This window comes from Massilia sp. CFBP9012 (assembly GCF_034045115.1).
Classification (GTDB): Bacteria; Pseudomonadota; Gammaproteobacteria; order Burkholderiales; family Burkholderiaceae_D; genus Telluria.
In genome coordinates, this window is record NZ_JAXCWM010000017.1 from 1 (window position 1) to 21,015 (window position 21,015).

The following is a 21,015-nucleotide window of genomic DNA, read 5'->3' on the forward strand; positions in this document are numbered from 1 at the left end:
GGGCACACTTGGGTTCCCGCCTCCGCGGGAACGACGTGGTTTTTCCTATGAAGCGGGCTTATTCAAGCGCCCGAAATTATTCCGGACACCAGTGCGCCTTTGCGGGAACGACGGATTGGCGGCTGCGGCAGCGATTAATGCGGCAGCGCCGGCGCGCTGGCCGTGATCGTCGGCGCGCGCACCGCATCGACGTCCATGCGGTCTGGCAGCGACTCGATCCAGCGGCGGATGCGGCCGGCGTCGGCCGTGCGCGACATCTTGCCTTTCGAATCCAGGAACACCATCACCACATTGCGGCCATGGATCATGGCCTGCATCACCAGGCAGCGCCCCGCTTCGTTGATGAAACCGGTCTTTTGCAGGCCGATATTCCAGTCAGGCAGCGACACCAGGTAGTTGGTGTTCGCGTAATGCATGGTGCGGCCGCTGGCCTGCACGGTCGATTTCGGCGTGGTGGAGAATTCGCGCAGCAGCGGGTCTTCGTGGGCGGCCATCACCAGCTTGACGAGGTCGCGTGCGCTCGAGACGTTGCGGCTCGACAGGCCGCTGGAATCGACGTAATGGGTATCCATCATGCCGAGTGCGCGCGCCTTGACGTTCATCGCGCCGACAAAGGCCTCGATGCCGCCCGGGTAGTTGCGGCCCAGCGCCGAGGCGGCGCGGTTCTCGGAACTCATGAGGGTGATGTGCAGCAGTTCGCGCCGCGTCATGCGCGAGCCGACCGACAGCCGTGAGCTGCTGTATTTCAGGCGGTCGACGTCGGCGTCGGTGACGCGCAGCACTTCGTCGAGGTCTTGCTTGGCCTCCATCACGACCATGCCGGTCATGAGCTTGGTGATCGAGGCGATCGGCAGCGCGACGTTGGCGTTCTTTTCGAACAGCACTTCGGCGCTGTTCTGGTCGACCACATAGGCGACGCTGGAACGCAGGGACAAGGGATCGTCGGTCTTGTGCAAGCCAGCCTTGTCGCCCGCCGTCGCCGCCGCCGCCACTGCGACCGCGCCTGCGGCCGCGGTGCGCGCCGGGTGATAGGTGACGACGCGCTTGCCGTTGACGGTCCGGACCCGGCGCACCATGCGCTGGCCATTGTCGCCGGCGGTGGCGACTTCCTTGCGCTTCTTGGTGGTCTTGGCCTTGGCTTTGCGTTTGGGCTTTTTCTTGGCAGCCTTGGCAGGCTTGGACTTCTGCGCCTGTTCGGTCGCGCCCGCACCTGCGCCCGCCCCCGCACCGGATGCCTGCATGGGTGCAATAGCGAACAACGTGGCGACAACTGCAGCCAAAGCTAGTTTAAACATCGAGACGCCCCTGGACCAAACTGATGAGATACAGATGGAAGTGTAGCGGAACGACGCTCGATCGCAAGAGAAAAGAATATTCTGTGCGGCAATAATCCGCAAAAACCAACAGACTCTCGCTCGCGAAACTTTCGTTTAATATCAACGAGATATCATTACTTGTTACTTTAGTCCACGAAGCTAGTCCATGAACCGGGCAAACACGTGGCTGGGTTCGCGCTCGGTTTCCAGGGTGTTCTCGATCCGCGCCGGATCGGCCCAGCCCAGCGCCATGCCGCACACCACCATCTCGCTCGCCGGCAGCCCGAGTTCGGCCGCGATGATCCGATGATACTGCGTAAAAGCGGCTTGCGGGCAGGTATCCAGCCCCCTGGCCCGCGCTGCTACCATGATGTTCTGCAAGAACATCCCATAATCGAGCCAGGAGCCCTGCTCCATGATGCGGTCGATGGTGAAGATCATCCCGACCGGCGCGTCGAAGAAGGCGAAGTTGCGCCCATGCTGGGCCGCCATGCCGGCCTTGTTATCGCGCGTCAGCCCCAGCAGGCTATATAGATCCCAGCCGACCTTGCGGCGCCGGTCGATATACGGCGACACCCATTCGCGCGGATAGTAGGGATATTCCTCGTGGTGCAGGGCGGCCTGCCCGGGGTCGGCATACGCCGCCAGGATCGCACCCGACAGGCGCGCGCGCGCGTCTCCGGTCAGCACGTGGACTTTCCACGGCTGGGTGTTGGTGCCGGACGGCGCGCGCGCCGCCACGTCCAGGATGCGGGCGATGTCTTCGCGCGCGACCGGTTTGTCGAGGAAGGCGCGGATCGAACGGCGCGAGGTGATCGCGGCGTCGACCGCCGCCTGGCCGGGATTCTCGATGGTCATGTGGTCTCCTGTGGTTTGCGCACGACGAAAGCGACGCCGGTGACGGCCACCGCCATTCCCGCCAGGCCGAGCGCGTTGAAGGCTTCTCCGAACAGCAGCCAGGCCATGATGGCCGTGGTCGGCGGCGTCAGGTACATCAGGCTGGTCACCTCGGTGGCCTGGCTGCGTCCGATCAGTTTGAACAGCAGGAAGATGGCGCCGATCGACAGCGCGAACACCGACCACAGCCAGGCGATGATGAAGTCGGCGCTCCAGGTAATGCTAGAGAACGCCGGATCGAGGTCTTCCAGCCACACCGCGATCGGCGCCAGCACCAGCACCGTGGCCCCGAACTGGATCGCGGTGCCGCTGCGCAGGTCGAAGCGCGGGCAGAAGCGGCGCTGGTACATGGTGCCGGCCGTGATGGAGAGCAGCGCGAACACGCACAGGCCGAGGGCGGCGGGCGACAGGCCTGTCAGGCCCAGCTTGGCGTAGACCACCAGGGCCACGCCGGACAGGCCGAGCAGCAGGCCCAGCCACTGGATCGGCCGCACCCGCTCGCCGATCAGCGGCGCGGCCGCCGCGGTGAGGATCGGCTGCATGCCGACGATCAGGGCAGTCAGCCCCGCCGGCATGCCGAGCTTGATGGCGGCCCACACGCCACCCAGGTAGCCCGCCTGCAGCAACAGGCCGGAGACCGCGATGTGCAGGGCCAGGCCGCGCGGCCATGGCGCGCGCCAGAGCAGGATCAAGGGCAGCAGCACCGCCAGCACGCCCAGGCAGCGCACGATGAGGAAGGTCAGCGGCGGCGCATACGGCAGGCCGAGCTTGGCGACGATGAAACCCGTGCTCCAGAGGAAGACGAAGAACAGCGGCACGGGCGACAGCCAGGAGCTGCCGGAGATGGAAGGTGCGTGGGTCGACATGGTCCAGGCAATGCGCCGTGACAGTGCACGGCACTTATTGAATATACAAGCGTAAATCGCAAGCGTCGAGTCTAGCATGCTCTCTATCATGGGGTTTTGACGGGCTGAAAGATGCATTTGATTTGCGCCAGATCAATTGACTTTTCTTGCAATAAATGCATTCAAGAAAATTATGTGTCTTGGATGGTGCAACGCATCAAAAACGCTTGACGCTTGAAACGATCTGACAGAAAATCTGCCCTGTTGCGGTGCACAAAAAGAGTTTCGTCGCTTTTTATGAAGAACCTGTCTCACAGAGCAATAGTCCATTCTTGAAACGACATATTTGGAGAGCCACATGTTTGCAATCCCTGAACAATTTTCGAACGCCACCAAGGCCAGCCTGGAATCCCAATTCGCCCTGTTTTCGGCACTGACTTCGAAGACCTTCGAAGGCGTGGAGAAGCTGGTTGAACTGAACATCAGCACCGCACGCTCGACCCTCGAAGATTCGTCGGCCGCCGCTCGCCAGCTGCTCAGCGCCAAGGATCCGCAAGAATTCTTCTCGCTGACCGCCTCGCAAGCCCAGCCGAACGCCGAGAAAGCCCTGGCCTACAGCCGCCAGCTGGCTTCGATCGCCACCGGCACCGGCGCCGAGTTCTCGAAAGCCGCCGAAAGCCAGATCGTCGAAGCCAACCGCAAGGTCATCTCGCTGGTGGACGAAGTGAGCAAGAACGCCCCGGCCGGTTCGGAAAGCTTCGTCGCCGCCGTCAAGACCGCGATCAGCAACGCCAACGCCGGCTACGAGCAATTCAGCAAGACCTCCAAGCAGGCGGTCGAAGCGCTGGAAAACAATGTGAACGCCGCCGTGTCGCAATTTTCTGCGACTGCTGCTAAAGCTGGCAATGCTGCCAGCGCTGCCACGGCTGCCGCTGCGGCCTAAGCTGCGGCTGGTCAAGTAAGAAAGGCCGCCAGACGCAGTCGCGTCTGGCGGCCTTTTCATTTCTGCTCGGCGAACCTACTCGCCCAGATACGCCGCCTGCACCCGCGGATCGTTCAACATATCGCGCGCATTGCCGGTCATGGTGATCGCGCCCGAATCCATCACATAGCCGCGGTGCGCGGCTTGCAGCGCCAGCTTGGCGTTCTGCTCCACCAGCAGGATCGTGATGCCTTGCTGCGACACGTCGCGGATCACCTCGAAGATCTTCTCGACCATGATCGGGGCCAGGCCCATCGACGGCTCGTCCAGCAGCAGCAGCGTCGGATGGCTCATCAATGCGCGCGCCATCGCCAGCATCTGCTGCTCGCCGCCCGACAGGGTGCCGGCCAGCTGGCTGGAGCGCTCTTTCAGGCGCGGGAAGACGGTGTACCATTTCTCGATGTCGGCATCGATCGCGGCCTTGTCGTCACGCGTGTAAGCGCCCATCAACAGGTTTTCGTGGATCGACATGCGGGTGAACACGCCCCGCCCTTCCGGCACCATGGCCAGCTTCTGGCGCACCATCCGGAACGACTGCGTGCCGCGCAGCGGCTGGCCGAGGTACTCGATCGCTCCCTCGACCTTGCACGGCGGGAGGGTGCCGGTGATGGCCTTCAGGGTCGTGGTCTTGCCGGCGCCGTTGGCGCCGATCAGCGTCACCAGCTCGCCTTTCGCCACCTCGAGGTCGACGCCCTTGACCGCCTTGATGCCGCCGTAGGCGACCTTCAGGCCGGCGATTTTCAGAACGATGTCAGCCATCAGTGGGCACCTCCAAGATAGGCGTCGATCACGGCCTGGTTTTTCTGGATCTCGGCCGGCAGCCCTTCGGCGATCTGCTTGCCGTATTCGAGCACCGTGATGCGGTCGCACAGGCCCATCATGAGCTTGACGTCGTGCTCGATCAGCAGCACGGTCCGGCCCTCGGCCTTGATTTTCACCAGCAGCTCGCGCAGCGCCAGCTTTTCGGTGGCGTTCATGCCGGCCGCCGGTTCGTCCAGCGCCAGCAGTTGCGGATCGGTGGCCAGCGCGCGCGCGATTTCCAGGCGGCGCTGGTCACCGTACGACAGGAATTTGGCGGTGCGGTTGGCGAACTGGCCGATGCCCACGAAATCGAGCAGTTCCTGGGCGCGCAGGCGGATCGCGGCTTCCTCTTCGCGCGCCGCCTTGTGGCGCAGGATCGCGCCCAGCACGCCCTGCTTGGTGCGCACGTGGCGCCCGACCATTACGTTCTCGAGCGCGCTCATCTCGCCGAACAGGCGGATGTTCTGGAAGGTGCGGGCGATGCCGGCCTTGGCCACGTCATGCGGCGCCGACGGCGAATACGGCTTGCCGGCCAGCGCGAAGCTGCCGCTGTCCGGTTGGTACAGGCCCGTGATCACGTTGAAGAAGGTGGTCTTGCCGGCGCCATTGGGGCCGATCAGGCCATAGATCTGGCCCTGCATGATCCGGATGCCGACGTCGGTCAGCGCCTGCAGGCCGCCGAAACGTTTATTCACGCCCTGGATATCGAGGAGGATTTGTTCGCTCATGGTCTGTTCACTCATCACGCGGTCGACGATTCTTCTTCCTCGCGCGCCAGGGCGGCGTTGGGACGCTCTTCCTTGTTCGGCGACGGCCACAGGCCGGCCGGGCGGATCAGCATGATCAGCACCAGGGCCAGGCCGTACAGCAACTGGCGCAGCACCTCGGCCTCGATGATTACCTTGCCGAACACGGCCTGCTGCAGCGGATCGACCACGTGGCGCAGCACCTCGGGCAAGGCCGCCAGCAGCACGCCGCCCAGCACCACGCCCGGGATATGGCCGATGCCGCCCAGGACCACCATCGCCAGCACCGCGATCGACTCGGTCAACGAGAACGACTCGGGCGACACAAAACCCTGGAAGGCGCCGAACATCGCGCCGGCCACGCCGCCGAAGGACGCGCCCATGGCGAACGCCAGCAGCTTGACGTTGCGGGTATTGATGCCCATCGCCTTGGCTGCGATCTCGTCTTCGCGGATCGCCACCCAGGCCCGGCCCAGGCGCGAATGCTGCAGGCGGCCGGTGATGAAGATCGTCGCGATCACCATGGCCAGGAACAGGAAGTAATAGGCGTTCACCGAGGGCATCGCGTAGTCGCCGATCATGACGTTGGCGCCGGAGCCCGGCTCGCCCGCCAGCGACACCCCGAACACGCGGATCGGGTCGATCATATTGATCCCCTGCGGCCCGTTGGTGAAGTTGATCGGGTCGTTCAGGTTGTTCATGAAGATGCGGATGATCTCGCCGAAGCCGAGCGTCACGATGGCGAGGTAGTCGCCGCGCAGCTTGAGGGTCGGGGCGCCCAGCAGCGCGCCGCACAGCGCGGCGAACAGCGCCGCCAGCGGCACGATGGCCCACAGCGACAGGTGGATGCCGTTGGTGGCGATCTCGGGACCGAAGAAGGCCACCAGCGCTTCGCCGATCGCCGGCGAATAATAGATGAGCGATTCGAGCAGCGCCGCGAACTGCGGCGACGAGAACAGGCCAACCAGGTAGGCGCCGACCGCGAAGAAGGCGATATAGCCCAGATCGAGCAGGCCCGCGAAGCCGACCACGATGTTCAGGCCCAGCGCCAGCATGATATACAGCAGCGCGATGTCGATGATGCGCACCCACGAGTTGCCGAACTGCGAAGCGACGAAGGGGAAGATCAGCATCAGGATCAGCACCGCCGCCATGCTGATATAGGCCTGGCGCGGCTTGTGCTGGGTATCAAAAGTAAGGAGTGCCATGGTGTGCTCCTTGTGGTCAGGCGCGGTCGGCCACGCGTTCGCCCATGATGCCGGACGGTCGCAGGGTCAGGACCAGGATCAGCACCACGAAGGCGAAGATGTCCTGGTAGTGGCTGCCGAGGAAGCCGCCCGTCAGGTCGCCGATATAGCCGGCGCCGAGCGCTTCGATGATCCCCAGCAGCAGGCCGCCGAGCATGGCGCCATAGATGTTGCCGATCCCGCCCAGCACCGCGGCGCAGAAGGCCTTCAGGCCCGGCAGCACGCCCATGGTGAAGGTGATCGACGCATAATTGGCGCCCCACATCACACCGGCGACGGCCGCCAGCGCGGCGCCGATGGCGAAGGTAGCGACGATCACGCGGTTCGCGTCCACGCCCATCAGGCCGGCCACGCGCGGGTTTTCGGCCACGGCGCGCATCGCGCGGCCCATCTTGGTGCGCTCGACCAGCAGCACCAGGGCGCCCATGGCGACGGCCGCCAGCACCAGCAACAGCACTTGCGTCTGCGAGATCATGGCGCCTCCGATCATGATCGGTTCGGACGACAGCAGTTGCGGGAACGGGATCGGGCTGCGGCCCCAGATCATCATGGCAAAGGTCTGCAGCAGGATCGAGACGCCGATCGCCGTGATCAGGGGCGCCAGCCGCGGCGCGTTGCGCAGGCGGCGGTAGGCGACGCGCTCGATCAGGATGCTGACCAGCATGGTGAGGGGAATCGCGCCGAGGATGGCGACCGCCAGCTGGACATAGCCCGGCAGGCCGGGAATATACGCCTCGAGCAGTTGCAGGATCGTCAGGCCGAGCATGGCGCCGATCATCAGCACGTCGCCGTGGGCGAAGTTGATCAGGTTGAGCACGCCGTACACCATCGTGTAGCCGAGCGCGACCAGCGCATACATACTGCCCAGCACCAGGCCGTTCAGTAGCTGTTGAATAAAGGTTTCCATCGTTCCGCCTATCGTTCCGCCTATCGAGCCGCCTGTGTTGATGTGAGCGTCCAGCAAAAACGGCACTGCGGGATGACTCCCGAAGTGCCGTTCATGGCCTGCTCCACCATGACTAATTTTCCGAGCCCATCATCATAACTTGGCTTTTGGAAAACTAATCACGGTTAATCGTTACTGTAGCAAATTTTGTTTTCTGAGAAAACGAAAAATAAAGTTCAGGCGGAAGGCGCTGCCGGCTCCGTCCTTGCGCCGTCCAGGCCTTTCGGCAGCGGGAAGGTCACATGTTCTTCGACGCCCTCGAGCGCGCGCACGCTGGCCGCGCCCAGTTCTTTCAGGCGGTCGATCACGGCCTGCACCAGCACCTCGGGCGCCGAGGCGCCGGCGGTCACGCCGATCCGCTTCTTGCCCGCGATCCAGCTGGGGTCGATCTTGCCGGCGTTGTCGACCATATAGGCCGGCGTGCCCATTTTTTCGGCCACTTCGCGCAGGCGGTTCGAGTTCGAGCTGTTCGGGCTGCCCACGACGACCACGACCTCGACCTGCGGCGCCATGAACTTCACGGCTTCCTGGCGGTTGGTGGTGGCGTAGCAGATATCGCCCTTCTTCGGCTCGATGATGTTCGGGAAGCGCGCCTTGAGCGCCGCGATGATGTCCAGGGTGTCGTCGACCGACAGGGTGGTCTGCGACACATAGGCCAGCAGTTCCGGGTTACGCACTTGCAGCGTCTGCACGTCGTCGACCGTCTCGACCAGGTGCATGCCTTCTTCGGCCTGGCCCATGGTGCCTTCGACCTCGGGGTGGCCGTCGTGGCCGATCATGATGATCTCGGCGCCCTGCTTCCTCATCTTCGCGACCTCGACGTGGACCTTGGTCACCAGCGGGCAGGTGGCGTCGAAGATGGTGAGCCCGCGCGCCTCGGCGTCGGCGCGCACGGCCTTCGAGACGCCGTGGGCCGAGAACACCAGCGTGTTACCTGGCGGGACGTCTTCGAGTTCCTCGATGAAGATCGCGCCCTTGGTGCGCAGGTCTTCGACCACATAGGCGTTGTGCACGATTTCGTGGCGCACGTAGATCGGCGCGCCGAATTGTTTCAGGGCGCGCTCGACGATCTCGATCGCGCGGTCGACGCCGGCGCAGAAGCCGCGCGGCTGGGCCAGCAGAATTTCGTTTTCCATCATTATTCCTGTCGTCCTTACAGAACCGAAATCAGTTTCACTTCGAATTGCAGGGCGCGGCCGGCCATCGGGTGGTTGAAATCGAACAGGGCCGAATCGGCGCGCGATTCCAGCAGCACGCCGGCGAAGCGGCCGCCTTTCGGCGCGTTGAACTCGACCACTTCGCCCACGTTGTACTCCGTGCCCGGCACCGAGTTTTCTTCGAGCGTGGCTTTCGACACCGACTGGACCAGCTCGGGATTGCGCTCGCCGAATGCCTCCGCAGCGCTGAGCTCGAAGGTCTGGTGCGTGCCTTCCGGCAGGCCGATCAGGCGCGCCTCGAGGAATGGCGCCAACTGGCCCTGGCCCAGCAGCAAGGTGGCGGGCGTGCCATTGAAAGTCGTGACCACATCGGAACCACCGGCGACGGCCAGGCGGTAATGCAGGGTCAGGTAAGAGGATTCGTTGACGACAGGAGCAGCGTTGGACATGTTCTTAGTGTGGCAAGCATAGCTGATGGGGCAAAGCGCTATTGTAAGCCAGGCGCGCCGCTTGCGCCTTCGCTGCCTGTTTTTTTGGCGACACGTCAAACGCGGAGCCAAGCCGCGCGCACGCCCCTCCCGCATCTGATCCGCTATACAAGGCGTAGCTCTCACTTTCGACCAACCGATACAGGGAGCATCATGAAAAAAATTGCCATCGTGGGCGCCGGCCAGGCCGGCTTGCAGCTCGGCTTCGAATTGCTGTCGCACGGCTGCGAGGTGACGCTCTATACCGACCGCAGCTCGCAAGAGGTGCTGAACGGCCCGACCGGCCCGATCGCCATCCAGTTTCATCCGCGCACCGTCATCGAGCAGGAGCTGGGACTGGATTTCTGGTTCACCTACGACGGCGCCCGTATCGACGCGACGGTAATGAAGCTGTTCTCGCCCGAAGGCGAAAAAGTCCTGCAGGCCGGCGCCATGCTGTCGTCTCCGGCGCAGGCGATCGACCTGCGCCTGAAGTATGCGACCTGGCTGATGGAATTTCCCCGCCGTGGAGGCTCGGTCGTGGTCGGGCCGGCCGACCTGGCCCTGCTGGAACAGGCGGCCGCCACCCACGATGCCGTGTTCGTCACCACCGGGAACAACACCTTCCAGGAACTGTTCCCGCGCGATCCCGAACGCTCCGAGCTCGACCGTCCCTATCGCCACCTGACCCTGTTCTTCGCGAAAAACTGCGTGATGGATCCCGACACCGACCCGGCCATCCACGTGAACGGCTTGAACAGCATCGCCGGGGTGGGTGAATGCCTGTTCTATAACTTCCTCGATCGCGACCTGGGCAAGACCTGGGTGCTGCTGTTCGAAGGCGTGCCGGGCGGCCCGCTGGACCTGCTGGACCACGGCGGAAGCGTAGGCGCGCAGTTCGAGCAGGTACGGCGCTACCTCAAAGATGCCTGCCCGCAGGTACACGCGATGATCGCGGCGGCCGAGCTGGTCGAGCACGAAACCATGCAGGGTGCGATCACGCCCACCGTGAGACGTGCTGTGGGCCGGCTCCCATCCGGCAAGGTGGCGATGGCACTGGGCGACGCCCTGGTGAGCTATGACCCGATGACCGCGCAAGGCCTGAACGCGGCGTCGCGCAGCGCCCACCACGTCGCCCAGGCCATCCTGGCGGTGCCCGACGCCGTGTTCGACGCGCAGTGGATCGATGCGGTATTCCTCGACTACTGGAAGACGGCCCGCCATGCCTTCCACCTGACCCGGGATTTCGTGACGCAACTGCAGCCGCACCAGCAGCTGGCGCTGTACGCCGCCAGCGTCATTCCCGAGATCGCCAGCGACGTGTTCGACAATGCGGGGGAGATGGAGAAAATCTATGCCTGGTTCAGCGATGCGGAGTCGACCATGGCCTACCTCAAGGAAAAAGGTTTTACGCCGGAACCGGCTGGCGGCTGACTGGCGCTGTGGGCGCCGCTATCGCAGCCGCCGCGTCGGCATCCAGAGCGGCATCAAGCAGGTCCTTGTCGTGCCCGGCATGCCCGGCCCGGCAAACCGCTATCGTGACGCAGGCGGCCAATGCCCTGGCGGCCGCTCACCTTGGCGAGGATTCATATGGGGATTTGCGACTGGCCCGAGCAGGACCGTCCGCGCGAGCGCCTGCTGCGCGATGGCGCGCATGCGCTGTCGGATACCGAATTGCTGGCCATCTTCCTGCGCGTGGGCGTGGCGGGAAAAAGCGCGGTGACCCTGGCCGGCGACACGCTGGCGCACTTCGGCTCGCTGCACCGGCTGCTGCATGCCGAGTCCGGCGAGTTCGGCCGGCTGCACGGCCTGGGACCGGCCAAGTACGCCCAATTGCAGGCTGCGCTCGAGCTGGCGCGGCGCGCGGTGGCCGAGCAGTTCCGGCGCGAGGCGCTATGCTCGCCCGAGGCGGTGCGCCACTACCTGCGCAGCCAGTTCGCGCTGCAGACCCACGAATCGTTCATGGTGCTGTTCCTGGACGTGAAGAATCGACTGATCAATTGCGAAGAAATGTTCAGGGGCACGCTCACGCATACGAGCGTCTATCCGCGCGAGGTGGTCAAGGCGGCACTGCGGCGCAATGCGGCCGGCGTGATCCTGGCCCACAACCACCCGTCCGGCGTGGCCGAACCAAGCGAGGCCGACCTGCGCCTGACCAATGCCCTGGTGCAGGCGCTGTCGCTGGTCGACATCCGGGTGCTGGACCACTTCGTGGTGGCGGGCAACCAGGTGCATTCCTTTGCCGAGAGTGGGCAGTTGTGACGGATAAACCTCAGCAAAGCGTCGCCCACGTCCTTACACGGGCTGTCATGTTTGCTTGAAATTACACAGCGTAAACAGCGAGTTACGACACTCATCAGGAATTGTTAAATTTTTCCATTAAACAAAGACACCTTTGTTTTTCGTAAGTGATTGATTCCGCTTTGCTTTTCACGCTATACTCTCATTTTTCCAAGTCTGGAACATATTTAAGGAGTGCACTATGGCACGTGTTTGCCAAGTAACCGGCAAGGGTGTGATGGTTGGTAACAACGTCTCCCACGCTAACAACAAAACGAAGCGTCGTTTCCTGCCTAACCTGCAGAACCGTCGCATCTACGTCGAATCCGAAAACCGTTGGGTTTCGCTGCGTCTGTCGAACGCCGGCCTGCGCGTGATCGACAAGCTCGGCATCGACGTCGTGCTGGCCGACATGCGCGCCCGCGGCGAAAAAGTTTAATTAGGGAGCTATCATGGCAAAAACTGGCCGCGACAAAATCAAGCTGGAATCGACCGCAGGTACCGGTCACTTCTACACCACCACCAAGAACAAGCGCACGATGCCGGCGAAGATGGAAATCACCAAATTCGACCCGAAAGCACGTAAGCACGTGATCTACAAGGAAACCAAGATCAAGTAATCGATCTTGTCTTCTTGACGAAGCCGCCGGCGCGCAAGCCCGGCGGCTTTTTTGTTGTCCCGTCAATCCGCGCTACCATCGGGGGATGACCAGTCCGCCTTCCTCCTCCACCTACGCGCCCATCCCCACCCAAGACCGTCTCGACGCCCTCGATGTATTGCGCGGCTTCGCACTGATCGGCATCTGCATCGCCAACGTCGAATTCTTCAACCGCCCCGTGGCCGAAACCGGTAACGGCATCCCGGCCGGGCTGCACGGTCTGGACTGGCTGGTGGCCTTCATCGCCGCGTATTTTGTCAGCGGCAAGTTCTGGACCATTTTCTCGCTGCTGTTCGGCATGGGTTTCGCCCTGATGCTGGAACGCGCGCGCACGGCCGAGCGCCCCTTCCTGCCCGCCTATGGCCGCCGGATCGCCGTCCTTGGCCTGTTCGGCCTGCTGCACTACCTGCTGCTGTGGAGCGGCGACATCCTGATCAGCTATGCGATCGGCGCGCTGGCCTTGATGCTGATGCTGTTCGCCAGCGGGCGCCCGATGATCGGCGCCATGGCCGCGTGCTTCCTGCTGGCCCAGTTGCCGGGCTTCGGCTTCGCCGGCTGGCTGGTCACGCCGCTCGTGTTCGCCGGCCTGGTGGGCGTGTACCTGCGCAGCGAACAGCGCGCGCTGTTCCCGCTGGTGGCAATCGTCCCGGGCAGCCTGATGCTGGTGGCGGCCGTGCTCAACGTCGTCCGCGGCGAGGGCGATATGGGGGCGCTGCTGGCGATCGGCGCCGTCCTGGTGCTGCTCGGCCTGCTGGCCTGGGGCTTCGACCAGCCGGAACGAGCGCGGCCGCTGCGGGCCGGCATCGCGATCTTCATGCTCACCTACGGCCTGACCGCGCTCGACGGCGGCATCCGCCACTTCGCGCCCCAGCTGGCGCCAGCGTCCAGCGTCAGCGCCACCGGCGAAGAAACCGACGCCGCGTCCGCCACCCTCTTGCAATACCGCGAGCGCACGGCGCGCAGCATCGAAGAAAAGGGGGTGCTCACCAACGGCAGCTATGCGGACGCGGTCGCGATGCGCCTCGGCCACCTGGAGGCGCGCATGCGCGACGAAACCGGCTTCGTGGTGGTCGGCGTGAGCGTGTTCCTGGTCGGGGTCTGGTTCGTGCGCTCCGGCGTGATCGCCAACGCCGGCCGCCACTTGCCCCTGTTCCGGCGCCTGGCCGTGGGCGGAATCGGCTTCGGGGTCGGGCTTGGCCTGCTCAGCAGCCTGATCAGTACCGGCCGTCCTGCCGGTGTCGACGACGGGGGCTATGACCTGGCGAACGCCTTGCTGACCCTGGGCAGCCTGCCCGCCTCGCTCGGCTACGTCGCGGCGGTGCTGCTGGCGCTGTACAGCAAGGGCATGCTGGCCCGGGTGCGCATCCTGGCGCCGTTCGGGCGTATGGCGCTGAGCAATTACCTGATGCAGTCGCTCGTGTTTTCCCTGCTGTTCCATGCCCACGGGCTGGGGTTGTGGGGCATAGCCAGGACGGAGCAGGTCTGCATCGCGCTGCTGCTGTGCGCGCTGCAAATCGTGTTCAGCCACTGGTGGCTGGCGCGCTTCCAGTACGGGCCGCTCGAATGGGCGTGGCGGGCACTGACGTATCTGAGCTGGCCGCCGATGCGGCGTGGCGCTTAAGGCACAAGCGGCACAAACAACAACGGCTTCCGAAGAAGCCGTTGTCTTTTCTATCTACCGATCGCCAGGATCAGGCATAGGTGCGCAGGCGGATCGAAAAGTCCTGCAGCGCCTTGATCTTCGATGCTTCGGCGCGGTTGCACCAGTCCTGCAGCTGGTGCAGCAGCTGGTCGCGGGTCGAATGCGAACGTTCCCAGATGGCGCCCAGCTCCACACGCATGGTGTGCATGGTCTCCAGTGCCTTGCTGTGCTGGAACAGCTCCACCAGTTGCTGCTGCTGCGACGATTCCAGCTTGGCCGGCTCGCGCTGCATCAGCTTGCGCGAACTTTTCAGGAAGCGCGACTCGAGCTCGGCCTTGTGCTTCAAATGCTCGAGTTCCTCCCTGAAGGCGTGGCGTACCGACTTCGCATACTTGGCCATCACGTCGTAGCGGTTGGCGATCACCGACTGCAGGGTGTCGAAGTCGGCTTGCGCCTTGTCCTTGGCCAGCTTCGGCTTCGGCGCCACTTTCTTCACCTTGGCCAGGCCGACCATTTCCAGCATGCGGATATAGCACCAGCCCAGGTCGATCTCATACCACTTGCTCGACAGCTTGGCCGAGGTGGCATAGGTGTGGTGGTTATTGTGCAGCTCTTCGCCGCCGATCAGGATGCCCCACGGGAAGATATTGGTCGCGGCATCGTTGCAATCGTAGTTGCGGTAACCCCACCAGTGGCCCAGGCCATTGATGATGCCGGCCGCCGTGATCGGGATCCACATCATCTGGATCGCCCACACGGTCAGGCCGAGTACGCCGAACAGGGCAACATTGATCACCAGCAGCGACGCGACGCCCAGCATGCTGCGGCCGGTGTACACATGGCGCTCGATCCAGTCGTCCGGCGTGCCATGGCCATACTTCTCCATGGTTTCCTTGACCTTGCTTTCAGCGCGGTACAGCTCGGCGCCTTCGAACAGCACCTTGCGGATGCCGCGCGTCTGCGGGCTGTGCGGATCTTCTTCGGTGTCGCACTTGGCGTGGTGCTTGCGGTGGATCGACGCCCATTCCTTGGTGACCTGTCCGGTGGTCAACCACAGCCAGAAGCGGAAGAAGTGGCTCGGGATCGGATGCAGGTCAAGCGCACGGTGCGCCTGGTGACGATGCAGGTAGATCGTCACGGCGGCGATCGTGATATGCGTGACCACCAGTGTGTAGATGACGATTTCCCAGGCCGAGAAATCGAGCAGGCCGGTGGACAGGAACGACAGCACAGCGTGCAGGGCGTCGTTAAAGAAATTCATTCAGTCTCCAAAGGGCTTATTCAATGTGCAACCACTGTGACCGCACACCTATAACCCGGGCATTTTACGTGGTTCTACTGCCGCACGGCAGTTTTACTTGCCCAAATTTGCGCCAGCCCCGGTGTGGCCCTGGCCTTCTTCCTGCGGAGTCCGCCCCACCACCCTGGTGATGTGTGCGTCGAGCAAGCGCGTGTCCATCGACGGATGTCCGAGTTTGATCGCGCCGGATTGCACAAGTGCGTAGATCTTGCGGTTCACTTCGGAGATCGGACCGCCCTGCCCGTTCTCGGGGTCGCCCAGCCAGAAGCCGACTTCGAGCTCGTAGCCGTCGGCCACGAAGGCATTGAGCAGCACGTTCGGCGCCGGCGTCTCGAGCACGCGCGTCACGCCCTTCGGCTGTTCTTCGAGCAGCGGCATGACCACGGACAGGTCGCTATCGTAGGACACGACCAGCTTGGTGATCGCGCGCACGTTGCGGTTGGTGACCGACTGGTTCAGCACCACGCCCGTGATCAGCATCTCGTTCGGCAGCAGGGTCTGGGTACCGTCGGAACCGCGCAACACCGTGTAGCGCGTATTGATGCGCGCCACCTTGCCGGAGTATTTATCCAGCGTGATCGGATCGCCGATCGACAGGCTGCGCTCGAACAGGATGATGAAACCGGACACGTAATTACTGGCAATGCGCTGCATGCCCAGACCCAGGCCGACGCCCAGCGCGCCGCCGAACACCGACAGCACGGTCAGGTCGAGCCCGGCCAGCGACAGGCTGAACAGCACCGCGACCAGGATCAGGGCCGCGCGACCCACGCGCGCCATCGCCACCCTGAGCGAGCTGTGCATGCGCTCGAAGCCCATCAGGCGTTCTTCGAGCGTGGCGCCGGCCCACAGCGCCAGCATCATGAGGACCACGATCGAGATCGCGCCCTGGAGCAAGTCGGCAACCGACACCTTGTTCTTGCCGATCGGCAGAACCGTATGTTCGAGCGTATCGATGACGTCCGGCAGTACGCCGGTCAGGTGCAAGGCGACGATGATCCAGACCGCAAAGGCAAACACCTTCTCGAAGGTCTGCAAGGCCGCCCCCACCTGGCCGCGGCGTGCAAAGGCGCGCCGCAGCAGGTAGAAGAAAGTACGGATCACGGCCAGCGACATGAACAGCGGCAACGCCACGACCAGTAGCGAAACGCCCTGGTATTGGGCCAGCACCGTCTTGGTCAACGCCAGCAGCCCGACGATCAGGAGCGGGCCCAGCACGCGGTTGAAGCTGCCGAGGCCGACGCCAATCAGTCCTGCGGCATGCGGCCGGTCTTTCAGCAGCGAACGATGGATCAGCCGCGCCAGACCCCAGCCCGCCGCCACGCACAGGACCAGGGCAACGATCTGCCAGAAGATGGCGGGACGGCGGGCATCGTCCAGCAGGACGCTCAGCAGGTCTGACAGCGGCATCGGGACTCCTTACTCTCCGTCCGCGGCTGCGGCTGCGTCCGCGTCCGCCTCATCGGCGACGACGGCCTTGGCCGGCTTGGCCAGCGCCTTGCGCTGCAGGACAGCGGCGAAGAAGCCGTCAGTTTGATGCTTGTGCGGCAGCAGTTTCAGGTAGTCGCCCATCTCGAGCGGGATCTTTTGCTCGGCCAGCACCTGGCTCATCGGCACCAGCTCGAAGTCGGCGTGATTGGCCAGGAAGTCTTCGACGATCACGTCGTTCTCTTCGTTCAGCAGGCTGCAGGTGGCGTACACCAGGCGACCGCCGCCCTTGACCAGGCGCGCGGCGCCGTCCAGGATCGCGGCCTGTTTCTCTTGCATCTCGGCCACGGCGCCCAGTTGCTGGCGCCACTTGACGTCCGGATTGCGGCGCAGCGTACCCAGGCCCGAGCACGGCGCATCGACCAGCACGCGGTCGATCTTGCCGGCCAGGCGCTTGACCTTGGCGTCGCGCTCGTGCGCGATCAGCACCGGGTGCACGTTCGACAGGCCGCTGCGGGCCATGCGTGGCTTGAGCTTGGCGAGTCGTTTTTCGGACACGTCGAACGCGTACAAACGGCCGGTATTGCGCATCAGCGCACCCAGGGCCAGCGTCTTGCCGCCGGCGCCGGCGCAGAAGTCGACCACCATCTCGCCGCGGCGCGCGCCGACGATCTGGGCCAGCACCTGGCTGCCCTCGTCCTGCACTTCGATCGCGCCTTCCTTGAACAGCGGCAGGTTCTGCAGCGCCGGCTTCTTCTGCACGCGCAGGCCCAGCGGCGCGAACGGCATCGGCTCGGCCACGATCGGCGCTTGCGCCAGCTGGGCGATCACGTCGTCGCGCTCGGCCTTGATGGAATTGACGCGCAGGTCCAGCGGCGCCGGCGTGTTCAGCACGGCCGCCAGTTCCAGCGCCTCCTGCTCGCCGAACTGGGCCACCAGCTTGTCGTACAGCCATTGCGGCAGGTTCGCGCGGATCGGGCCCGGCAGCAGGTTGCGGTCGACTTCCTTGATGCGGGTAAGGAAATCGGTCTCGTCGTCAAGCAGGCCGCCGATGCTGTCGATGCCGACAGTCTCGGCCAGGCCCAGCAGTGCCAGCTTGCGCATCGAGGGCGTGTTGCCATGGCCGGCGAAGTCGGTGAAGAACGATTTATTGCGCAGCACGGCATACACGGCTTCGGCGATGACGCCGCGCTCGCGGCCGCCGAAACGCGGGTTGTCCTTGAAGAAGCGCGACAGGGTGACGTCGGCTGGCGAAGTAAAACGGAGAATCTCGCGCAAGACTTCTTCGGTCTTGGCGACGATCGCTGGAGGCAATCTCATGTAAATCCTTGATTAAATACTGATGGCGTCGGCCCGGGAGCGATCCATGGACTCGACGATGCGCACCGCGCCGTCTTCGATGACCAGGCGGTCTTCGATGAACAGGCGTACGGCGCGTGGGTAGATCTTGTGTTCCTCGGCCAGCAGACGGGCAGCCAGCAGGTCCGGCGTGTCGCCCGGCAAGACGGGTATCCTGGCCTGCAGCACCGACGGGCCATGATCGAGTTCGGCAGTGACGAAGTGCACGGTCGCGCCGTGTTCGGTCATGCCGGCGTCGAGCGCCTGCTGGTGCGTGTGCAGCCCCGGGAACAGGGGCAGCAGCGACGGGTGGATGTTCAACATCCGGCCCGCATAGTGCTCCACGAATGGCGCGGTCAGGATACGCATGAAGCCGGCCAGCACGACGAGGTCAGGCTGGAAGGTGTCGATGACTTCCTGCAATCTGGCGTCGAATTCGGCGCGGGTGGCGAAATCCTTGTTCGACACTACGGCGGTCGGGATGCTGCGTGACTGCGCAAACGCCAGGCCGCCGGCGTCGGGTTTGTTGCTGATCACCGCTGCAATACGGGCAGGCCAGCCTTCAGCCTGGGCCGCGCGCACGACCGCTTCCATATTGCTTCCGCGGCCTGAAATGAGGATCACGATGTTTTTCATAGCCGGCATTGTACCGTAACGCCGGCTGGCAACCGCAGCCCTTCGGGTCCCCTACGGGGCGGGTTTCCCGGTAATCAGGCGGTCGGCGGGACCGTCGCGAACGAGTAGAACACGCGGAACGGGACCTTTTTCTCGGCCCAGAATTCGGCCGCGTCGCGGAACACGTCGAGCAGGTTTTCGCGCGCTTCCTTGTCGAACTTCTGAGCACTCGGCAACTGCTCGAGCACGACGATGAAGCCCGGCTGCGGGCCGGCTGCGTGGATGGTCTCGGTCAGGCAGGTGCGCAGCGCATCGAAATTCTTGCTGCACGGTTTGGGGAAATAAAAATTCTCGCCGATGCGGGCGCAGACCTGCTGCTTGGTGAGCGTATTGGCGCAGTGGGCATACAAGAAGTGATGACCGAGGCGCCCGGCCTCCTGTTGCAAATCGCCAACGTTAAACGCGCGAATCGCTTGAACAAGATTTGGCGCCACTCTCATCAACAAACTCATTTTTTCCTCAAATCGACCTGTCAATAACGCGCCATGGCGCCACCCCTCGCGGCGCTGGGTAGCGCTGCTACTTCTTACCTCGCTGTCGTTGCTATACGCCAATAAGTCCATGATTTGTGTAAGGGTAACGTTTTGTGGTATTGGAAGCAACCCAAATGTGAGTTTCAGATGCCTATTTGTAAGAATCAGTAGGTAGGTATGTGACACGAAAACGCCGTATTGGGGGCCGGTTTCATTCTGGCGCGAGTTGTTGCGCGCTTTATTGGCTGTTACATTTTGTTGCCACGCGGATTCGATGGTTTTTTGCGATAGGCGTACCATCAAGTCTGTAACGAATCGACGAACCAAGTCGCACCACTCAACGAGGTACTACCATGAACTTGCAAGCCAAACTGATCATCTCGGCACTCGGCATCGCTACCCTGCCGCTGGCCCAGGCCGCCGACTTCGAAGACTTCGGCCGCGTGGTGCGGGTCGAGCCGCGTCTCGAGCAGGTCCGTACCCCGCGCCAGGAATGCCGTACCGAATACGTGCAAGTGCCAGTGCAGCAGGAACGCGGCGCCGGCGGCACGATCATCGGCGGTATCGCCGGCGCCCTGCTGGGCAGCCAGGTCGGCGGCGGTAACGGTAAAGTGGCCGCTTCGGCCGCGGGCGCGATCGCCGGCGCCATGGTGGGCGACCGCGTCCAGAACAATGGCCGCCCGCAAGGCAGCAGTGTGCAAGAACAAGCCGTGCAGCAATGCCGCACTGTGGAAGCGATCGAATCGCGCACCGCCGGCTACAACGTGACCTACGAATACCGTGGCCAGAACTACACGTCGCTGATGAGCCGCGACCCGGGCAACCGCGTGCGCCTGCGCGTCTCGGTCGAGCCGCTGGACAGCTACAACGGCCAGGGCCAGGCATACAGCCAGTACTGATCGTCCTACCGTTGGAAATCGAGCAACGCGGCCCATGAGGCCGCGTTGTTGCATTTAGAACTTATCCCCGAGCTTGCGCCGGGGGAACCCGTCCCCCGATAATAGGGCGATTCCACCAGGCTTCTTTATGCTCATCAAACGCAAATCCATCGAACAAGTCGAATCCTCGCGTCGTCCGGCGCGCAAACCGAAATTCGCACCGGTCACGCTGTCCGAACAGGACGGCGTCCGTTATCTCCACTTCGGCACGGAATGGGTGCAAGGCGCCATGCGCATCCGCAAGCCCGACTGGCCCGAACTCGAATACGCGCAACAGATGATGGCGTGGATGCTGTTCAACGAGGCGCCGCAGGCCATTGCCCAGCTTGGCCTGGGAACGGCCACCCTGACCAAGTTCTGCTATCGCCAGTTCCCAGAGGCGAGCGTGACCGCCGTCGAACTCAACGAATCCGTGATCGCGATCTGCAACACGATGTTCAAGCTGCCGCCCGAGGACGAGCGCCTGCGCGTGCTGGAGATGGATGCGCTCGACTTCGTCGAAGATCCGGCCAACCACGAGGCCTTCGACGTGCTGCAATGCGACCTGTACGACGCCACCGCGCGCGGCCCGGTGCTCGACACGCCCGAGTTCTACCAGGCCTGCGCCGCCTGCCTGACGCAGGATGGCATCATGACCGTCAACCTGTTCGGCGACCACCCGAGCTTCGCCAAGAACCTGAAGGCGATGAAGTTCGCCTTCGGCCACGTGATCTGCCTGCCCGAAGTGCACGACGGGAATGTTGTGGCGCTGTGCTTCAAGACCCGCCCCACGCTCGACAAGGATGCGCTCGCGGCGCGCGCCGCGCAGATCGTGGCGCAGACCAAGCTGCCTGCGAAATCCTGGGTCAAGGGATTGTTCGCCACCGATTGACCATTCA

At 63.6% G+C, this 21,015-nt stretch carries 22 protein-coding genes; 8 read left to right on the forward strand and 14 right to left on the reverse strand.

The genetic code is table 11. The features are described from left to right. Nucleotides 1-134 precede the first annotated feature (134 nt). The 3 genes from pbpG to SOM61_RS23315 all read right to left on the reverse strand — a co-directional run bounded on the left by pbpG (nt 135) and on the right by SOM61_RS23315 (nt 3,079). Nucleotides 135-1,241, reverse strand: a complete 1,107-nt coding sequence (gene pbpG / locus SOM61_RS23305) for a D-alanyl-D-alanine endopeptidase (RefSeq protein WP_320476286.1) — start codon at nt 1,239-1,241, stop codon at nt 135-137. A gap of 234 nt (nt 1,242-1,475) precedes the next feature. Next, the gene (locus SOM61_RS23310; protein ID WP_320476287.1) at nt 1,476-2,174 is read right to left on the reverse strand and encodes a nitroreductase; all 699 of its coding nucleotides are present in this window, start codon (nt 2,172-2,174) and stop codon (nt 1,476-1,478) included. After that, nucleotides 2,171-3,079, reverse strand: a complete 909-nt coding sequence (locus SOM61_RS23315; RefSeq protein WP_320476288.1) for a DMT family transporter — start codon at nt 3,077-3,079, stop codon at nt 2,171-2,173. The genes SOM61_RS23310 and SOM61_RS23315 overlap by 4 nt, the downstream gene beginning before the upstream one ends. A gap of 337 nt (nt 3,080-3,416) precedes the next feature. Here SOM61_RS23315 and SOM61_RS23320 point away from each other — a divergent pair, with 337 nt between their 5' ends. Then, the gene (locus tag SOM61_RS23320; protein WP_320476289.1) at nt 3,417-4,001 is read left to right on the forward strand and encodes a phasin family protein; all 585 of its coding nucleotides are present in this window, start codon (nt 3,417-3,419) and stop codon (nt 3,999-4,001) included. 75 nt (nt 4,002-4,076) lie between these two features. Here SOM61_RS23320 and SOM61_RS23325 read toward each other — a convergent pair whose 3' ends face one another. From SOM61_RS23325 to SOM61_RS23350, 6 genes are all read right to left on the reverse strand, one after another. Beyond that, nucleotides 4,077-4,799: an ABC transporter ATP-binding protein gene (locus SOM61_RS23325; RefSeq protein ID WP_123069126.1), complete on the reverse strand. Its 723-nt coding sequence runs from the start codon at nt 4,797-4,799 to the stop codon at nt 4,077-4,079. Continuing rightward, nucleotides 4,799-5,569 carry an ABC transporter ATP-binding protein gene (locus tag SOM61_RS23330; RefSeq protein ID WP_320476290.1) on the reverse strand — a complete coding sequence of 257 codons (771 nt, stop codon included), beginning with the start codon at nt 5,567-5,569 and terminating at the stop codon, nt 4,799-4,801. The genes SOM61_RS23325 and SOM61_RS23330 overlap by 1 nt, the downstream gene beginning before the upstream one ends. Nucleotides 5,570-5,583: 14 nt before the next feature. Next, entirely contained in the window at nt 5,584-6,795 is a 1,212-nt protein-coding gene (locus SOM61_RS23335; protein ID WP_320476291.1) for an ABC transporter permease subunit, read from the reverse strand. Between the two features lie 16 nt (nt 6,796-6,811). After that, nucleotides 6,812-7,741, reverse strand: coding sequence for a branched-chain amino acid ABC transporter permease (locus tag SOM61_RS23340; protein WP_147936362.1), 930 nt, complete (start codon nt 7,739-7,741; stop codon nt 6,812-6,814). 215 nt (nt 7,742-7,956) lie between these two features. Further along, nucleotides 7,957-8,916, reverse strand: coding sequence for a 4-hydroxy-3-methylbut-2-enyl diphosphate reductase (ispH, locus tag SOM61_RS23345; RefSeq protein WP_320476292.1), 960 nt, complete (start codon nt 8,914-8,916; stop codon nt 7,957-7,959). 17 nt (nt 8,917-8,933) lie between these two features. After that, nucleotides 8,934-9,386 carry an FKBP-type peptidyl-prolyl cis-trans isomerase gene (locus tag SOM61_RS23350; RefSeq protein ID WP_320476293.1) on the reverse strand — a complete coding sequence of 151 codons (453 nt, stop codon included), beginning with the start codon at nt 9,384-9,386 and terminating at the stop codon, nt 8,934-8,936. Nucleotides 9,387-9,578: 192 nt separating this feature from the next. Between SOM61_RS23350 and SOM61_RS23355 the strand changes: the two genes are divergently transcribed. The 5 genes from SOM61_RS23355 to SOM61_RS23375 all read left to right on the forward strand — a co-directional run bounded on the left by SOM61_RS23355 (nt 9,579) and on the right by SOM61_RS23375 (nt 13,964). Beyond that, nucleotides 9,579-10,838, forward strand: coding sequence for a styrene monooxygenase/indole monooxygenase family protein (locus SOM61_RS23355; RefSeq protein WP_320476294.1), 1,260 nt, complete (start codon nt 9,579-9,581; stop codon nt 10,836-10,838). A 156-nt stretch (nt 10,839-10,994) separates the two neighbouring features. Next, on the forward strand, nt 10,995-11,666 hold the full coding sequence (radC, locus tag SOM61_RS23360; protein ID WP_320476295.1) for a RadC family protein: 672 nt from the start codon (nt 10,995-10,997) through the stop codon (nt 11,664-11,666). A 220-nt stretch (nt 11,667-11,886) separates the two neighbouring features. After that, nucleotides 11,887-12,123, forward strand: a complete 237-nt coding sequence (gene rpmB / locus SOM61_RS23365; protein WP_123069134.1) for a 50S ribosomal protein L28 — start codon at nt 11,887-11,889, stop codon at nt 12,121-12,123. A 13-nt stretch (nt 12,124-12,136) separates the two neighbouring features. Beyond that, on the forward strand, nt 12,137-12,304 hold the full coding sequence (gene rpmG / locus SOM61_RS23370) for a 50S ribosomal protein L33 (RefSeq protein ID WP_005665735.1): 168 nt from the start codon (nt 12,137-12,139) through the stop codon (nt 12,302-12,304). A gap of 85 nt (nt 12,305-12,389) precedes the next feature. Further along, nucleotides 12,390-13,964, forward strand: a complete 1,575-nt coding sequence (locus SOM61_RS23375) for a DUF418 domain-containing protein (RefSeq protein ID WP_320476296.1) — start codon at nt 12,390-12,392, stop codon at nt 13,962-13,964. A gap of 70 nt (nt 13,965-14,034) precedes the next feature. Here the strand turns inward: SOM61_RS23375 and SOM61_RS23380 are convergent, their stop codons facing one another. The 5 genes from SOM61_RS23380 to SOM61_RS23400 all read right to left on the reverse strand — a co-directional run bounded on the left by SOM61_RS23380 (nt 14,035) and on the right by SOM61_RS23400 (nt 19,289). Further along, entirely contained in the window at nt 14,035-15,246 is a 1,212-nt protein-coding gene (locus SOM61_RS23380; RefSeq protein WP_320476297.1) for a DesA family fatty acid desaturase, read from the reverse strand. A gap of 93 nt (nt 15,247-15,339) precedes the next feature. Next, nucleotides 15,340-16,695 carry a mechanosensitive ion channel family protein gene (locus tag SOM61_RS23385; RefSeq protein WP_320476298.1) on the reverse strand — a complete coding sequence of 452 codons (1,356 nt, stop codon included), beginning with the start codon at nt 16,693-16,695 and terminating at the stop codon, nt 15,340-15,342. Nucleotides 16,696-16,704: 9 nt separating this feature from the next. Then, a complete protein-coding gene (locus tag SOM61_RS23390; protein ID WP_320476299.1) occupies nt 16,705-18,033 on the reverse strand; it encodes an RsmB/NOP family class I SAM-dependent RNA methyltransferase in 1,329 nt (442 codons plus the stop codon). A gap of 12 nt (nt 18,034-18,045) precedes the next feature. Further along, complete coding sequence (gene purN / locus SOM61_RS23395; RefSeq protein WP_320476300.1) at nt 18,046-18,687, reverse strand: phosphoribosylglycinamide formyltransferase; 642 nt, start codon at nt 18,685-18,687, stop codon at nt 18,046-18,048. Nucleotides 18,688-18,761: 74 nt separating this feature from the next. Next, nucleotides 18,762-19,289, reverse strand: a complete 528-nt coding sequence (locus SOM61_RS23400) for a barstar family protein (RefSeq protein WP_370660651.1) — start codon at nt 19,287-19,289, stop codon at nt 18,762-18,764. 263 nt (nt 19,290-19,552) lie between these two features. On the opposite strand from SOM61_RS23400, the gene SOM61_RS23405 reads away from it, so the two are divergent. After that, nucleotides 19,553-20,098 (forward strand): glycine zipper 2TM domain-containing protein, encoded by a 546-nt coding sequence (locus SOM61_RS23405; protein ID WP_123069141.1) that lies wholly within the window; start codon nt 19,553-19,555, stop codon nt 20,096-20,098. Between the two features lie 127 nt (nt 20,099-20,225). Next, complete coding sequence (locus SOM61_RS23410) at nt 20,226-21,008, forward strand: spermine/spermidine synthase domain-containing protein (RefSeq protein ID WP_320476302.1); 783 nt, start codon at nt 20,226-20,228, stop codon at nt 21,006-21,008. The last annotated feature ends 7 nt before the right edge of the window (nt 21,009-21,015 follow it).

Coding starts and splice junctions, on each gene's coding strand:
- SOM61_RS23330 (WP_320476290.1), bottom strand. CDS start 5,569: ATGAGCGAACAAATCCTCCTCGATATCCAGGGCGTGAATAAACGTTTC.
- SOM61_RS23410 (WP_320476302.1), top strand. CDS start 20,226: ATGCTCATCAAACGCAAATCCATCGAACAAGTCGAATCCTCGCGTCGT.
- ispH (WP_320476292.1), bottom strand. CDS start 8,916: ATGGAAAACGAAATTCTGCTGGCCCAGCCGCGCGGCTTCTGCGCCGGC.
- SOM61_RS23325 (WP_123069126.1), bottom strand. CDS start 4,799: ATGGCTGACATCGTTCTGAAAATCGCCGGCCTGAAGGTCGCCTACGGC.
- SOM61_RS23405 (WP_123069141.1), top strand. CDS start 19,553: ATGAACTTGCAAGCCAAACTGATCATCTCGGCACTCGGCATCGCTACC.
- SOM61_RS23340 (WP_147936362.1), bottom strand. CDS start 7,741: ATGGAAACCTTTATTCAACAGCTACTGAACGGCCTGGTGCTGGGCAGT.
- SOM61_RS23380 (WP_320476297.1), bottom strand. CDS start 15,246: ATGAATTTCTTTAACGACGCCCTGCACGCTGTGCTGTCGTTCCTGTCC.
- SOM61_RS23375 (WP_320476296.1), top strand. CDS start 12,390: ATGACCAGTCCGCCTTCCTCCTCCACCTACGCGCCCATCCCCACCCAA.
- SOM61_RS23400 (WP_370660651.1), bottom strand. CDS start 19,289: ATGGACTTATTGGCGTATAGCAACGACAGCGAGGTAAGAAGTAGCAGC.
- radC (WP_320476295.1), top strand. CDS start 10,995: ATGGGGATTTGCGACTGGCCCGAGCAGGACCGTCCGCGCGAGCGCCTG.
- SOM61_RS23335 (WP_320476291.1), bottom strand. CDS start 6,795: ATGGCACTCCTTACTTTTGATACCCAGCACAAGCCGCGCCAGGCCTAT.
- SOM61_RS23320 (WP_320476289.1), top strand. CDS start 3,417: ATGTTTGCAATCCCTGAACAATTTTCGAACGCCACCAAGGCCAGCCTG.
- SOM61_RS23315 (WP_320476288.1), bottom strand. CDS start 3,079: ATGTCGACCCACGCACCTTCCATCTCCGGCAGCTCCTGGCTGTCGCCC.
- SOM61_RS23355 (WP_320476294.1), top strand. CDS start 9,579: ATGAAAAAAATTGCCATCGTGGGCGCCGGCCAGGCCGGCTTGCAGCTC.
- SOM61_RS23350 (WP_320476293.1), bottom strand. CDS start 9,386: ATGTCCAACGCTGCTCCTGTCGTCAACGAATCCTCTTACCTGACCCTG.
- SOM61_RS23390 (WP_320476299.1), bottom strand. CDS start 18,033: ATGAGATTGCCTCCAGCGATCGTCGCCAAGACCGAAGAAGTCTTGCGC.
- purN (WP_320476300.1), bottom strand. CDS start 18,687: ATGAAAAACATCGTGATCCTCATTTCAGGCCGCGGAAGCAATATGGAA.
- SOM61_RS23310 (WP_320476287.1), bottom strand. CDS start 2,174: ATGACCATCGAGAATCCCGGCCAGGCGGCGGTCGACGCCGCGATCACC.
- pbpG (WP_320476286.1), bottom strand. CDS start 1,241: ATGCAGGCATCCGGTGCGGGGGCGGGCGCAGGTGCGGGCGCGACCGAA.
- rpmG (WP_005665735.1), top strand. CDS start 12,137: ATGGCAAAAACTGGCCGCGACAAAATCAAGCTGGAATCGACCGCAGGT.
- rpmB (WP_123069134.1), top strand. CDS start 11,887: ATGGCACGTGTTTGCCAAGTAACCGGCAAGGGTGTGATGGTTGGTAAC.
- SOM61_RS23385 (WP_320476298.1), bottom strand. CDS start 16,695: ATGCCGCTGTCAGACCTGCTGAGCGTCCTGCTGGACGATGCCCGCCGT.